Source organism: Magnetospirillum sp. WYHS-4 (assembly GCA_039908345.1).
GTDB lineage: Bacteria > Pseudomonadota > Alphaproteobacteria > Rhodospirillales > GLO-3 > JAMOBD01.
This window is the reverse complement of sequence record JAMOBD010000011.1, coordinates 14,783-29,480: the sequence shown is the minus strand read 5'-3', so window position 1 is coordinate 29,480 and position 14,698 is coordinate 14,783. Positions and strand designations below refer to the sequence as shown.

General features: G+C 66.0%; 11 protein-coding genes and 1 pseudogene. 10 read left to right on the top strand and 2 right to left on the bottom strand.

What is annotated here, in order from left to right; all coding sequences use genetic code 11:
• Positions 1-14 precede the first annotated feature (14 nt).
• From asnB to H7841_05455, 8 genes are all read left to right on the top strand, one after another.
• Entirely contained in the window at positions 15-1,946 is a 1,932-nt protein-coding gene (gene asnB, locus H7841_05490; protein MEO5336330.1) for an asparagine synthase (glutamine-hydrolyzing), read from the top strand.
• A complete protein-coding gene (locus H7841_05485; GenBank protein ID MEO5336329.1) occupies positions 1,943-3,280 on the top strand; it encodes a hypothetical protein in 1,338 nt (445 codons plus the stop codon). Before asnB ends, H7841_05485 begins: the two co-directional genes overlap by 4 nt.
• A complete protein-coding gene (locus tag H7841_05480; GenBank protein MEO5336328.1) occupies positions 3,277-4,035 on the top strand; it encodes a hypothetical protein in 759 nt (252 codons plus the stop codon). Before H7841_05485 ends, H7841_05480 begins: the two co-directional genes overlap by 4 nt.
• Complete coding sequence (locus tag H7841_05475; protein ID MEO5336327.1) at positions 4,032-5,747, top strand: hypothetical protein; 1,716 nt, start codon at positions 4,032-4,034, stop codon at positions 5,745-5,747. The genes H7841_05480 and H7841_05475 overlap by 4 nt, the downstream gene beginning before the upstream one ends.
• Before the next feature lie 9 nt (positions 5,748-5,756).
• Complete coding sequence (locus H7841_05470) at positions 5,757-7,043, top strand: methyltransferase domain-containing protein (GenBank protein MEO5336326.1); 1,287 nt, start codon at positions 5,757-5,759, stop codon at positions 7,041-7,043.
• 124 nt (positions 7,044-7,167) lie between these two features.
• Entirely contained in the window at positions 7,168-8,799 is a 1,632-nt protein-coding gene (locus tag H7841_05465) for a B12-binding domain-containing radical SAM protein (GenBank protein MEO5336325.1), read from the top strand.
• 41 nt (positions 8,800-8,840) lie between these two features.
• Positions 8,841-10,028 (top strand): radical SAM protein, encoded by a 1,188-nt coding sequence (locus H7841_05460; protein MEO5336324.1) that lies wholly within the window; start codon positions 8,841-8,843, stop codon positions 10,026-10,028.
• A gap of 4 nt (positions 10,029-10,032) precedes the next feature.
• Positions 10,033-11,184 carry a DegT/DnrJ/EryC1/StrS aminotransferase family protein gene (locus H7841_05455; protein ID MEO5336323.1) on the top strand — a complete coding sequence of 384 codons (1,152 nt, stop codon included), beginning with the start codon at positions 10,033-10,035 and terminating at the stop codon, positions 11,182-11,184.
• Here the strand turns inward: H7841_05455 and H7841_05450 are convergent.
• Positions 11,150-12,223: a Gfo/Idh/MocA family oxidoreductase gene (locus tag H7841_05450; protein ID MEO5336322.1), complete on the bottom strand. Its 1,074-nt coding sequence runs from the start codon at positions 12,221-12,223 to the stop codon at positions 11,150-11,152. The two genes, H7841_05455 and H7841_05450, sit on opposite strands and share 35 nt — an antisense overlap.
• A 99-nt stretch (positions 12,224-12,322) precedes the next feature.
• Here H7841_05450 and H7841_05445 point away from each other — a divergent pair, with 99 nt between their 5' ends.
• A complete protein-coding gene (locus tag H7841_05445; GenBank protein ID MEO5336321.1) occupies positions 12,323-13,459 on the top strand; it encodes an NTP transferase domain-containing protein in 1,137 nt (378 codons plus the stop codon).
• Positions 13,452-14,411, top strand: a complete 960-nt coding sequence (locus H7841_05440; protein ID MEO5336320.1) for a hypothetical protein — start codon at positions 13,452-13,454, stop codon at positions 14,409-14,411. The genes H7841_05445 and H7841_05440 overlap by 8 nt, the downstream gene beginning before the upstream one ends.
• 93 nt (positions 14,412-14,504) lie before the next feature.
• Here H7841_05440 and H7841_05435 read toward each other — a convergent pair.
• Positions 14,505-14,636 (bottom strand): annotated as a pseudogene (locus H7841_05435) (N-acetyltransferase).
• Positions 14,637-14,698: the final 62 nt, after the last annotated feature.

Genomic DNA, 14,698 nt, shown 5'->3' with positions numbered 1-14,698 from the left:
CATGGTATTGGCCGATGGCCGATACGGGAACGAGTTGGATCGACGCCATGTGCGGACTGGTAGGCGTATTCGCGGCGAACGACGCTTCCGGCGACGCGTTCCGGGGAATCGTCGCCGCCATGCTGGAAGCGATAGCCCACCGGGGGCCCAACGGGTCCGGGATGGCGTCTGGTCCGGGGTTCTGCCTCGGGCACCGCCGGCTGAGCATCATCGATCTCTCCGATGGCGGGGCCCAGCCCATGGCGACGGCCGACGGCCGCCACCTGATCGTCTTCAACGGGTTCATCTCCAACTATCTCGATTTGCGGGCCGAATTGGCGGGGCGCGGACACAGCTTCCGCGGCACCTCCGACACCGAAGTCCTGCTCGAGATGCTGGCCGCCGACGGCGCCGCCGCCTTTCCCCGTCTGAACGGCATGTTCGCCTTTCTCTGGGTGGACCGGGCGAGCGGCGAGTGGTGGGCGGTTCGCGACCAGTTGGGCGTCAAGCCCCTCTATCTGGCTCCGGTGGGGGACATCTTGCTGGCGGGCTCGGAAATCAAGGCCCTGCTCGCCCACCCGGCCCTCGAAGCCCGCCTGGACCCCATGGCCCTGGGGGAGTACCTGACCTTCCAATATTGCCTGGAGGATCGGACCCTGTTCGGGGGCGTGCGCAAGGTCGAGCCGGGAACGGCCGTGCGCGGGCGAGGCGGCGAAATCCTGGAAACGCGACGTTATTGGGCGCCAGATTTCTCCGGCGGCGAAGCGATGGCGGAGGACGAGGCGCTGGAGGCGCTGACGAACGCCCTGGAACGCAGCATCCGCCGGAACCTGCGGAGCGACGTGCGGCTGGGAACCCATCTTTCGGGGGGACTGGATACCTCCGTCGTCGCCACCCTGGCCGCCCAGGCCTCGGAACGGCCGATCGAGGTCTTCTGCGGGCGCTTCGCCGAGGGGCCGGCCTACGACGAAAGCCGGTACGCGCGACGGGTGGCGGAGTCCCTTGGGGCCGTCTATCACGACGTCGTGCCGACCGCGGCCGAATTCGTGGCCTTGATGCCTACCCTGGTCCGTCTGCTGGATGAACCGGTCGCCGGTCCGGGCGTCTTTCCGCAATACATGGTCAACAAGGCGGCGGCCGAAAGCGTGACCGTCCTGCTGGGGGGGCAGGGAGGCGACGAACTGTTCGGCGGCTATGCCCGCTATCTGATCGCCTATCTGGAACAGGCCCTGAAGGGCGCCATCTACGGCACCCAGGAGAGCGGGCACTATCTGGTGACCTTGGAAAACGTGATCGCCAGCCTGCCGATGATCAAGGACTACGTGCCCCTGCTGCGGCAGTTCTGGCAGGATGGCCTGTTCGACGCCATGGGCGCCCGCTATTTCCGGCTCATCAATCGCTTCGCCCAGGCCGAGGCCGTCCTTGATCCGGACGTCGTGTCGGCGGCGGACCGGGAAGCGGTATTCTCCCGCTTCGCCGCGATCTTCGATGGACAGCCCCTGGGGTCCTACATCAACCACATGGTCCGCTTCGATCTCGCCAATTCCCTGCCGGCCCTGCTGCAGGTGGAGGACCGGGTCAGCATGGCTCACGGGCTCGAGGTCCGTGTTCCGCTGATCGATATCGAGGTGGTCGACATCGCCACCCGGCTTCCGCCCCGCTTCAAGTTCGGCGGTGGCGACTCCAAGCGCTTGCTGCGCCGTGCCTTTCGGGGCCGAGTCGTTCCCGAGGTTCTCGATCGCCGCGACAAGATGGGTTTTCCGGTTCCGCTCGGGCCCTGGATGGCCGCGGGGCCGGTTCGCGAGTTCGTTTGCGACCTGTTGAACAGCCGTTCCTGCCGGGAAAGGGGGCTGTGGAAGCGGGAAGGGCTGGATGCGGCGATTGCCACGGATTCCGGGGGATTCCGCCAGACCTGGGGCATCCTGTGTCTGGAACTCTGGTTCCGCGAGTTCCTGGACTGCCGATGAACGCCCCGTCCCGCCGCCCTTCCCGAATTCTTCATTACCTGGGCGAGGTGGGGCGCCGGTACTTTCCGGCGGCACCGGATTTTCCCTTGGCGATGGATATTCCCGCCCTGTCCTGGCCCCGCGACGGAGACTGCGCCCTCGCCGACGTTGCCCTGCCGCCCTGGGCGGAACATCTGGGAGTGGACGGGGGGAACCTCCTGGTTCCCGAAGCGCTGGCCGGGGCCGGCGAGCAGGAACATCGCTGGAGGAGCACGGACTGGCTGTCGGCCATCGCCTGGTATCTTCATGGGGAGGCCGAGCGGCAATACGAGCGCCGCCATGGACCCGTGCATTCCTACAGTGTGCGTCTGACGGGGATCGATCCGCGCATTTGGCAGCGAGCCTGGGTGAACCGGATCGCCCTGTTTCTCCGGGCCTGGGCCCTGCGGGAGTCCGGGGGCGGGGGCTTAGGGCCCGCGCCCGAGGGCCGGTTGCACCTGAGCCATGACGTGGATGCGATCCGGAAGACGGTTGCCATCCGGGGCAAGCGGACGGCCTTCCATCTCTTCAACGCGGTTCGCCATGCGGGGCGGCTTCGGGGCGGCAAGGCCTGGGGGGCCCTGGCCGATGCGGCGAGATTCGCCTGGTCGTCGGCCGACTACGCCGGTCTAGCGCGGATCTGCGAGTTGGAGAAGGCGCAAGGGTTGCGGAGTCGCATCCATGTGTTCGCGGGCTTGCCGGGGGGATGGCGGAACCCGGTCACGTGGCTGATCGATCCGGGCTACGACATCGCTGCGCCGGCGAGCCGGGAACTGGTGGACAGCCTGCGGGTCCTGCAGGCCGAAGGTTGGGAGATCGGGCTTCATCCCTCGGCTGCCTCCTATCGCTCGGCCGCCGAACTGGCGATGCAGCGGGAGCGTCTGGAAGGAGTCCTGGGCGGGCCCGTCACGGCCTGTCGCCAGCATTGGCTGATGTTCTCATGGGCCGATTCCTGGAAGGCCCAGGAACAGGCGGGCTTCCGCGAGGATTCCACACTCGGTTTCAATGACCGGCCGGGCTTTCGGGCCGGAGCGGCGCTGCTGTTCCGGCCTTGGGACGATCGGGCGGGGCGGGCGCTCGATCTGGCCGTCCTGCCCTTCGTCTTCATGGATTCCCAATTCTACGACTACCGGCCGATGACCGGGAGCGAAAGACCGCTGGCCCTGGCCGGCTGGGTCAAGGAGGTCGTCGAGACCGGTGGCGAGTGCTCCTGCATCTGGCATTCCCACGTCTTCGGCCCGGACTATGGATGGGACGACGGATTCCGGACCCTCCTTTCGCTATTGCCGAGGAAAGCGGGGGAGGACGGCGGATGAAGATCGTCTTCTGCACGGCGCACGGCGCCTTTTCCCAGGATTCCTATTTCCGGGATCTGTTGCCCCGTCTGAAGGCGCGGGGGCATGCGGTGGAACTGGCGGCCATCCGGGCCGGCGCGCGGCGGACTCCCCGCAAGGTCCGGGTCCTGTTGCGCCTCCTCGGATGGGGCAATGTCTTGCAAGGCGCCCTTGCCTCGTTCCTCTATGCCCGGGCCGGTATCAATGGCCTATTGCGGGACACCGGGGTAACTTGGCGCGGCTTCCCATCGGTTAACGGCGCGGAATTCCGTACCCATATCAGGGAAATGGGCGCCGATCTCGTAATCAACAACCAGTCCGAATTCTTCAAGGCGGAAACTCTGGCCTTGCCGCGCCATGGGGTTCTCAACATCCACCTGGGCGATTTGCCGGACTACCGTTCCTACCTGCCGACCTACTGGGCGATGATGGACGGCCGGACAAGTTTCGGCGTTTCGGCGCATTTCATGGTCGAGACCATCGATGCCGGCGACCTGGCCGGCAAGCGCCTGATCGACGGCACCGGCCTGGCCATGCTGGACATCATGGCGGCGTTGAACCGGGAGGCCGTCGACCTGGTGCTGGAGGTGGTGGATCGGCTTGCCGAGGGCCAACGCCCGGGCGAGCCCATGCCCCAACGGCCCTATCGCCCCTTGCCGACATTGGACGAAGCGGCCGAGTTCCATCGGCGCGGCCTGAAGGTCGGCCGCATGACCTGGAGGTCCCGGACCCCATGACCCCCCCACGCCATGCCTTCGCCCCCTGGGAAACGGGCGATCCGATGATCGTTCTGCTCTGTGACGCCCTCTCGCCCGAGGCCGCCCACGGCCTGGCCGTCCTGTGGGAGACGGCCGGGCTGGCCTTCGGCGGTCGAAGGATGTCCACGGACAGCCTTGCCGACTTGCCGCCGGACGCCGTCGTCCTGCGCTACCTGCCGCCGCAAGACCTGAAGCGGATGCCCCGCCCCGGCGCGGCCTGCCTGGATATTCCCCTGGCCGGCGGGGACGGCGAATGGGAACCCCGCGTCCATGGTCTCCCGTCGGGGGAAACGGTGACGCTTCCGGCCGCCGCCTTCGTAGGGGGCGACACGGGCGACGCCTGGCCGTTCGACCTGTTCCTGGCGGTGCACCAGCTTTCCACGGCCCGGTGGGAAATCGATGCGGCCCGCCGTGCCGAGCGCATAGATTCCTGGTCCGTCCGGACCACGCCGCCGCCCCTGGACGTGCCGGCCGTCGATCTGCTCGCCCTGTGGTTCAAGGACCGGCTGGCGGAGACCTTCGCCTCGGCCGGCCGGCCGTTCCTGACCGTCGACCGCGCGCCCCCCGGCTTCACCATGAGTTTCCTGGTCGCCTTGGACTTCGACACCTACGGCAAGGACCTTCTGGAACGCGCCAAGCAGGCCCATGGCGTCCGGCGGCGGGTCGTCAATCAACTGAAGGCGCCCGGCCGGAATTGGCGGGCGGCCCTGCGGACGGGGTGGCGGGAAGGACTGAACCTGTTCAAGCCGGGTCCCTACGACCGTATCCCCCGGGTGGCGCGGTGGCTCGAGGACCAGGGCCTGCGGGGCAGCTTCAACATCTATGTCCCCTACCGCTCGAAGGCGGAAACGGGCTGGCTGTGGCGACTGCGCCAGAAGATCTACGATCCCAATTACGACATCCTGAAAATGCCCCGCTACACGGCCCACTTCCGCGACATGATGGCGCGCGGCCACGAGATCGGCCTGCAATACGGGGCCTTCAGTTCCGAAGGTCATCCCGAAGACATCGCCTTGCAGGCCGAAATCCTGGACGGGGCGGTCGGGCGCCGGCCGCGGACCGGACGGCACCATTTCCTCAAGCTGAATCTGGCGACCTTCGCCGATCTGCTCGAGCGGGCCGGCCTGGGCATGGATACCAGCCCGGCCTACCTGGACGCTTCCGGGTTCCGCCTGGCGGCCGCCGGCCCGGTGCGCGGCTACAACCACGGCCAACGGCGGTCCAGCGAGGTGATCTTCGTTCCGACGCCGCTTTGGGACGGCGTGCTGACCAACGGAAATTCCCACGACCCCACCGAGACCATCGAGACCATCGTCGGCGCCACCGCCCGGGTGGGGGGCGCGATGGCGGCCGGCATTCACCCGAGATCTTTCGGCTCGACGGATTTCTACGGGCCCCATTGGCCGACCTTCGAGGCGACCCTGGGGGCGGCCCGGCGGGCCGGGGCTTGGTGCGTCACCGCCGAGGCCTTTTTCGACTGGTGGACGGAACGGGCCGGAATCCGGGCAAGCCGGGATGGCGGGGACTTGATCCTCCCCGCCCCGCGCGGCCCCATGTCCTTCACTCTTCGCCAGGGGGACGCCATTTGGACGCTTGCCCTTCACCCCGACCGACCTCCCCGTCTCGACGGGCCGGCCGGGGTGGCGATCCGGCGGGCGGAACCCGAATACCGGTTGTCCGGAATAAGGTGACGGTGGACCATGGCCTACGACCGGAAAAGAAGCGACGGATACGACTTTTCGACCTATGCCCAGTTGTTCCAGCTGTATTCCAGTCATTTCAAACTGTCGCGCGCCCAGACCGGACGGGCCATCGTCGAACTCATCGACGAATGCCGCGACCCGGCCACGACGAACGCCTTGCGTTCGGTGATCGGCCATCCCGGGAAGCTCGTGCCGGGCATGAGCCGCGGGCGCGGGTTCACGCGACGTCAGGAAACCTACGCGACGCTCCTGCATTCCATGGCGGCCCTGGCCACGACCTGGAAGCCGGCGGACACGGATTTCCTGGCCCGCCGGGAGACCGGCCGGATGTTCGACCATCTTCTGGCCGACGACAACTGGCGCGGTCGCCCCATGCTGACGCTATTCAAGGCGGCGGAGACCTACTTGTTCCGCGCCCGGGCCGCCCTGGAAGGCCCGGCGATGGAAATCGGGTTCCAGGCGGGCCGTCATTCGCGTTTGGTCTTCACCCCCGGCACCATCGACATCGGCTTCGATCTGGCGCCCTTGGCGCTTCTAGAGGCCAAGCGGGAGGGCTGCTCGTCGTTCCTGGTCAGTGGCGACGTCTATGCGCTTCCCTTCGCCGATGCCTGCCTGAAGACGGTCGCCATGGTTCATACCATCGACGACTGCCAGCGTGGCGCGGCGCCGGCCCTGGCGGAGGTCGCGCGCGTCCTGGCGCCGGGCGGACGGGCGGTCTTCTCCGGATTCACCGACAAGTTCCGAGATGCCAGTCTGGCCTTCCGTCTGGACTCCACCGGCGCCCGCTTCGCCCGCTGGCACCAGGGCATCGACAGTTTCTTCGACCGCGAAGGCTGGCACGCCGTCGCACGGCAGGCGGGGTTGGAGGTCGAATATTACATCGAGTTCGTTCCCGAATGGATGGTCGTCATCCTCGAACCCATCCTGCTCCTCGAGAAGTGGCTGCTGAACCGGGGCGGCGTTTCGGCCCCTGCCGGGGAGCCGATGCCCTTCGGATTGCGGAAAGGCCTGCGCAAGGTGGCGGAAGCAACCTGGATCGGTGCCGATGGCGGGCGGGGCGCGGAGTTCTTCATGGTCGCGCGGAAGCCGGGACAAGGCCTGCCCCGGCCCGTGGCCCTGGCCTGCCCGGTCTGTCCGGACCGCCCCCCGCTGGCCGGCGTGCCGGGAAGGGAACGGACCCTGGGCTGCGGGCAATGCGGGACGCTCTATCCGTTGCTGGGCGATATCCCGGTCTTGCATCCGGAAATGCGCGAGTTCGCCGAGCGGTGGCCGCCATCGAGCTGAGGCCCGGACCCGACCGATAGGGGTGGCCGATAGTGGTTGAACATCCAGGTGGCGAATGGCATATTTGGAGATAGGCTGCCACCTGTTCAATAAGTAAGCTACATTCTGCCGCGAAAGTAATGTAATGGCAAGAATTTCTCTGATACGCCCATCGTACTCGTCATACATCTACGAGAAGACATACAAGATAGACAGGGACGATGTGATGGAATATATGCCCCCGCTCGGGCTCTTAAGTATTGCCGGATACTTGATGGATGGTGGCCACAAAGCGGAAATTATCGACGGAGAGCGCGAACATCTTGATGCTGAATCGACGGTCGAGATGGCGTTGAAAAGCAATCCGGATATTGTCGGCATCACGTCGACGAGCCCCGAATATCCCTTCGCCCGCGATATCATTCGCCGGGTCAAGGAGCGTTGCCCCGCTACGACGACGGTGTTCGGGGGGGCGCATATCACCGCCTTGCCCCAGCATACCATCGACGATCTGGCCCCGTTCGTGGACTACGGCGTGATTTGGGAGGGCGAAAAGCCCATGCGTGCCCTGGCGGACGGAGATGTTCTGGATCGGTTTGTCTGGGATCTCCGGTTTCCACGCCTTCTGAAGGCGCCGCAGCGGCTGACCGGCGGGGAACTCGATTCCTTCTTTCCCGATCGGAATGCGGTGAGGATGAAGGGCTACCAGTTGGTCGATCCGTCCGTGGGACTGGTTCAGGCCGATGGCCTCCAAACCGCTCGCGGCTGTCCCTTCGGATGCAACTTCTGTACGAGCCGGCAAACACGCTTGGCCTGCCGTTCGATAGAGAGGGTTATCGAGGAGATCCTCAATTGCGTGGAGCGGCATGGGGCCAGGATGTTCATCTTCTACGATGACACCCTGACCATCGAAAAAGACCGTATCATGGCCTTGTGCGACGGAATTATTCACCTCAAGCGAAAAGGCCGGATTCCGGAAGCGGTGGGGTTCTATTGCCTGACCCGTGCCTCGACGATATGCGACATCGCGCTTCTCGTTCGAATGAAGGAAGCCGGCTTCAACCGGATCACGATGGGGATCGAGTCGGGCAACTCGGACATCATGAAGGCGATGAAGAAGGGCTGCACCCTGGATGATTACAGGACCGCCTACGCCATGTTCGAGGAGCTTGGCATCACGAAGCGCGGCTCCTTCATCATCGGACATCCGTTCGAGAGCGAGGAAACCATCCGGGACTCGATCGATTTCGCGCTCGAACTGAACCTGGACGAAGTCGGCGTCAATATCCTGACCCCTTATCCTGGCCAGGAAGTCTATCGGGACGCCCATGCGGGACGCGGCTTGTGGCTGAGTCACCCTGCCCACTATCCGGAGCTTCACCAAGCCATGGATTGGCATGCCTATTGGAGCCTTCATCGGCGGTGGGGAGCCGCGCTCGTCGAGACGGCGACCCTGAGTTCGGCGGCGCTCGAATACTGGCATGCCCGCTTTCTCCAGGAAGTGTACGGGGCCCCCCAGATGGCCAAGCGGCGGGAGAGGCAATTGTTGATGGGCAATACCGATCCTTTCTGGCATCGTCCCTGGATCACCCACGCCAAGCGGAACGCGGAACGCTTGGCGGCGGAAAGGGGCGCTGGAATGCCGGCGTTTCCAAAGCCCCTTCATCATGAATATACGTACCGGCCGATCTGGCTCGAAGACGTTCACAAGAGCGAACACCAGAAGGCCGAGCCTCAGTGGAGTGCCGAGGGCCGTTCCGAACAGGTGGCAACCTGACGCGGTTGTCGAGCGAGATTCCGGCGGATGGAGGCGATGCCATGGGTTCCAAAGCGTCCGAAGCGATGGAAGAACACGACGAGGCTTGGTGGGCCGACCGACGGGCCGAGGCGCTGAACGCGCGGGCGGCCAAGGGCGAGGTCCTGCGGATTCCGTCCGCAGCCGATTCCCGCTTCGATCTTCGGCGGTTCCTGGCCAGCCGGCCCGCCTATCCGCCGTCGGTCAACGTCTCGATTTCCGACGAATGCAATCTGAAATGCACCATGTGCCCCATGTACGGCGAGGGATACGAATCCCTGCAGGGCGACAAACACCACGGCACCATGAGTTTCGAGAACTGGAAGCGTTTGATCGATTCCGTCCCCGACATGTCGAAGACCTCCATCGGCCCGGCGTCCTGGGGCGAGCCGCTGCTGAACAAGCGCATTTTCGACATGATCGGCTACGCCCTCGACAAGGGGGCGCGGACCTTGGCCTTCAATACCAACGGGACGGCGCTGACCGACCGGAATGTCGACCGGCTGCTGGATCTGGCGGAGCGGAAGGGCGCCGACTTCTACGTCCAGGTGTCGCTGGACGGATTCAAGGAAAGCTGCGAAAGCCAGCGCGTGGGCGTCGACTACGACCGCGTGCACGCCGCGCTCTGCCGCTTCATCGAGGAAAACCGCAAGCGAGGCAATCCGATCCGCCTTTCCACCGATCTCAGCCGGGTCCGCCAGCCGCGAGAGGAATGCGACCGGTTCATCGACTATTGGTGCCGCAAGGGGCTTTGGCAGGTGGTGGTTCAGGGGTCGACCCTGCAGGACAAGACCGGCCAGGGGGGTACGGTCTGGGATCGCGCTTCGCTCCTCCATCCGGAGCTTTTTCCCGACGACGCGCCCGAGAAGTTCGGCTGCGAATTCCTGCGGAATCATCTGGCCGTGAGGTCTGATCTGCAGGCCTACGCCATCTGCTGCCGCGACTGGTTCTTCTCGCAGAAGGAGGACATGGGCAAGGTGCGGATCGAGGAAGTCTGGAACTCGCCCCATTATCGGGAGATCGTCCGTCGGCAGTTCGAGAACGAGCCCGGCACCATTTGCCACGGCTGCGAATACAAGTTTCGCGAGCTGTCGAAACACCGCGAACGCGATATCTGGTTCGGCAAGCACCTGTATCGCCGGGTACAGACGTTCTACAGTGACCACTACACCATGGACCCCGTGCGATACCGGGAAACGGCACGAGACTGACGGCATGACCGAAGACTTTCCGTTCATCGACCTGCAAGCCCAACGCCATCGCCTGGGCGATGCCATCGATCTGGCCCTTCGGCGGGTGCTGGAACGTGGCGACTTCATCATGGGGAAGGAAGTGGCGGAACTGGAACGCCGTCTCGCCGGCTTCTGCGGCGCGCGCCATGCGGTGGCCTGCGGCAGCGGCACCGATGCCCTGCTGCTGGTTCTGTTGGGCCTGGGAGTCGGGCCGGGGGATGCGGTCTTCGTTCCCGCGCTCAGTTTCGTCGCCACCGCCGAAACGGCACCCCGGATAGGGGCCACGCCGGTGTTCGTCGACGTCCGTCCCGACACGCTCGACATGGATGCCGCCAGCCTGGAAGCGGCGATCGCCGAAGCCCGCCGGCTCGGGCTCAAGCCGCGGGTCGTCATGCCGGTGGACCTTTACGGCCAGCCGGCCGACTATGCCGCCCTGCTTGCGGTGGCCGAGCGCCACGGACTGGATCTGGTGGCCGACGCGGCCCAAAGCTTCGGCGCCAGTCTGGATGGCGTCCCGGTGGGACGGTTGGCCCGCCATACGGCCGTCAGCTTCTTTCCCGCCAAGCCCCTCGGCTGCTTCGGCGATGGCGGAGCCGTCCTGACGGACGACGATGGCTTGGCCGATTCGGTCCGATCCCTGCGCCTGCACGGCAAGGGGACCCACAAGTACGATAACGTCCGCATCGGAATGAACAGCCGGCTCGACACCCTTCAAGCGGCGGTCCTGCTGGAAAAGCTCGTCATCTTTCCCGACGAAATCGTGGCGCGGAACCGCATCGCTGCCCGTTACGCGCAAGAACTGGCGGGAACGGTCGAACTGCCGACGCTGCGGCCGGGAGCGCTATCGGTCTGGGCCCAGTTCGTGGCCTTCGTCCCCGAGCGCGAGCGGATCGCCGCGGAATTGGGCAAGCGCGGCATCCCGACCATGATCCACTATCCGATCCCCCTGCATCGTCAGGCCGGCTATCTGGGATTTCCCGTCGCGCCCGGGGGGGCGCCGGAAGCGGAGCGGCGGTGTCGGAACGTGCTGTCCCTGCCCATGCACGCCTACCTGGACGACGCCCGCCAGGATCGGGTCGTCGCCGCCTTGCGGGAAGCGGTCAGTGCACTCCCAGCCGGTTCCGCCGGGGCCTGAAGCGCAACGCGATCTCCTGGCCGGTGGCGATGGATTCGTAGATGGCCTGGATCAGTTCCAGAGACTTGCGCCCTTCCAGCCCGCCGACCAGCGACACCGCCCGCTTGCCCACGCTCTTCACCACCGAGTTGAGAAAAGCGACATGCCCGAAGCCGTAGACGTCGGGGGGATTTTCGCGGAACCGGGCCAGGATGTCGACGTCCTCGGGAACGGGATCGGAGAAGTTCCAGGTTTTCATCTCGTTGACCGCAAACCCGCCGATCTCCACGGTGCCGCGTTCTCCCAGGATGCTGAGGGAACCTTCCAGGTCTTTGGGGCGCGTCGCCGTCGTGGCTTCGATGACTCCCAGGGCGCCGCTGCGGAAGCGGATCAGCGCCACGCCCGTGTCCTCGGCCTCGATATCCACCAGCGCACGGCGCGACATGGCGAAGACGCTTTCCGGTTCCCCCAGGAACCACTGCAGGAGGTCCACGTGATGGCTGGCCTGGTTGGCGAACACGCCACCGTCCTCGCCCCAGGTTCCGCGCCATGAATCCATGTCGTAATAGGCCTGGGTCCGGCACCAGCGCACCCGCACGGTTCCCATGACGATCCGGCCGAAGCGTCCGGCGTCCATGGCCTCGCGGAGCTTCACGACCGGCAGGTTGTGGCGGTTCTGCTTGACGACGAACAGCTTGATTCCCGCGTGGTCGCAGGCCCGGATCATGGCGTCGGCATCGTCCAGGGCCAGGGCCATCGGCTTTTCGACCACGATGTGCTTGCCGTAGGGCGCCAGTTCCAGGGTATGGGCGGCGTGGTGGCCGCTGGGCGTCAGGATGGAGATCACGTCGACGTTGCCGCCCTCGCGGCGCATCATGTCGTGCATGTCGGTATAGGAGGGAACGCCATGCTTCTTTTCCATGGCGCGGGCCCGTTCGGGCACGATGTCGCAGACGGCGGCCAACCGGGCGTTCTTGATCTTGTGGGCGGAGAGGATGTCGGCATGCTTGGCGGCGATCCGCCCGCAGCCGACGAGGGCGAAGCCGAGGGTCGTTGACATTCTTGTCCTCCTCCAAAATTCTTCCGGAGTCGGTGGAGAATACTCTAACCTGAGCGAATCGTCGAGACGAATGGACCTGCATTTCGGAGGCGCGGCGGCATGAACGGTCTCGTGGGCCTGATCCCAGCGGCGGGGCGGGGAACCCGGATGGGATCGCCATTCGAGGGGTTGCCCAAGCCTCTGGTCGAGATCGAGGGACGGCCGTTGCTGGCCCATGCCCTCGAAACCTTGGTTGGCCTGGGGGTGGCGGAAATCGTGGTCGTGACCGGACACGAGGCGCGGCTGGTCGAACGAGCACTCGCGGCGATGGCCTGCGCCGTTCCCGTCCGGACGGTCCGCCAAAGCCCGCTTCTGGGGTTGGCCCATGCCATCGCCGTGGCGCGTCCCCTGATCTCCGGGCCGCTGGTCGTCCATTGTCCCGACTCCCTTTATCGCGACCTCTCGGACTTGCGCCAAGCCCGCGATCGCTTCCTCGCCCGATCCCCGCGCGCGTTGCAGTGCGTGACCGTCGCGCCGACCGGCCGCTCCCACCGGAGCGCCTACGACGCCTTCGACGGCGTTCTTCTGGAAACGAACCTTTTCTCGGTCGGGGCCGGGGGGCGTCCCGGCCCCTTGCCGCTCTGGTCCTCCGGGGTGATCTTCCTGTCTCCGGAAGCCCTGTGCGGCCTGCCTGATTTCGAGGGACTGTCGGACGAACAACCTTTTACCCGCTATGTATCGAGCCTCCGCGACGCCGGGCCCTTTCTCGCCCATCTTCTCGGGAGCGGCCGGGACGACTTCACTTCGTCGGAAGACGTCGACGCCTACCGGCGCCATGGGGAGTCATGGGGGGCCGCCGGGGGAGGAACGGGGGTCAGCATCGTTCTCGTGGGCGGCGATGGGCGCTTCCTGCTGCACAAGCGGGACGACAAGCCCGGCATCCGCTATCCGGGACATTGGGCCCTGTTCGGCGGCAGCGCGGAACCCGGCGAAACGCCGGCCGAAGCGATTCGCCGCGAGGTACGGGAAGAGATCGGCTACGATCTGGACTGTTTTGGCGCCTTGCGCCGGTTCGTGCATGAGGGCAAGCGGGAATGGGCCTTCGTCGGCCGCGTAACGGCGGGGCTGGAGCGGCTTACTCTCCAGGAAGGAGCCGGGATGGCCTTTTTCCGGCCGCAGGAGATTCCGGACCTGCGAATCCGACCGGATGATCGCGAAACGCTTCTGGGGTACCTGGGGAGCGGACCGGATGGGTGAACGGATCGTCTTCTTCGGTCGCAACGCCGGGTACGGCCTGACCCTGTCCTGTTTCCGCGAACTCGTGAAGGCCACGCGGCAAGGGCCGCATGCCGTGGCCGCTACGGTCGTCTCCGACGACCACCACGGTGAGGACGGCACCTTGGAAGACCTCGCGGCCGGGGCCGGCCTGCCGATTCTCCGGCCTTCCGGCAACGACGTCGACGCGCCGGAATTCGTTTCCCAGGTGCGGGGCCTGTCGCCCACCCTGGGGGTGGTGGTCCAGTTCCCGAGGATATTCTCTCCGGAACTGGTCGCCGCGTTGGGGCGGGACGTCCTCAACCTTCACCGGGGATGGCCCCTGCGCGGCGGCAGCATCGACGAGCGCGCCATCGTCCAGGGATTGGATCGCTATGGCCTCATCCTCCATCGCATCGCCGGCCGGATCGACGGCGGCAACATCCTCGCGAGACGAGACTTCCCCCTGGCCTCGGACGAGACCGGCTACTCCATCGCCGCCAAGGCGGATCGCGTCGCAACCGATCTGTTCGTCGACTCCTTCCTGCCCCTGCTGGGCGGCCCGATTCCCGAGGGCGAGGTCCAGGACTTGGCGCGAACCTCCTATGGCGCCAAGGGGTGTCTGTCGGATCGGATCGACCTGGATCGTGCGGCTGGCGACATCGAGCGTTTGATCCGCGCCTTCCATCACCCGCGGAAGCAGGGCGCTGGCCTCGCGCTACGCTGGCGGGGCCAGGACGCGCTCCTGAGGGTCCAGCCCCCGGCGACGATCGGCGATGCGGGCGGAAGCCCCCCGGGAACGGTGCTGGACATCGATGGCGATGCGGCGACTTTCGCCACCGGGCAGGGGTCCCTGACCCTCGTCAAGGCCATTCCCGTGGCGCCGGGACGGCTACTCCGCTCTTGGCGGGTCGTGCCGGGGGACCGAATCGACGGGTCAGAGAGTTTCCAGTAACTTTCCCTCGCGGCGATAGCCGAGGCCACAGACCGGGCAGGACGCCCGGTCCCATTCCCCTTTTGGCAGCCGGTGGCCGCAACGGCAGGCAAAGCCGGAAAAGCGGGCCGGGTTGCCCAGGACGATGGCATGGGGCGGGACGTCGCGGGTGACCACGGCCCCGGCCCCGACCAAGGCGTATTCACCGACAGTCACGCCGCAAAGGATGGTCGCGTTGGCCCCGATGGTGGCTCCGCGCTTGACCAGGGTAGGCAGGAACTCCGACCGACGATCCACTTTGGCCCGCG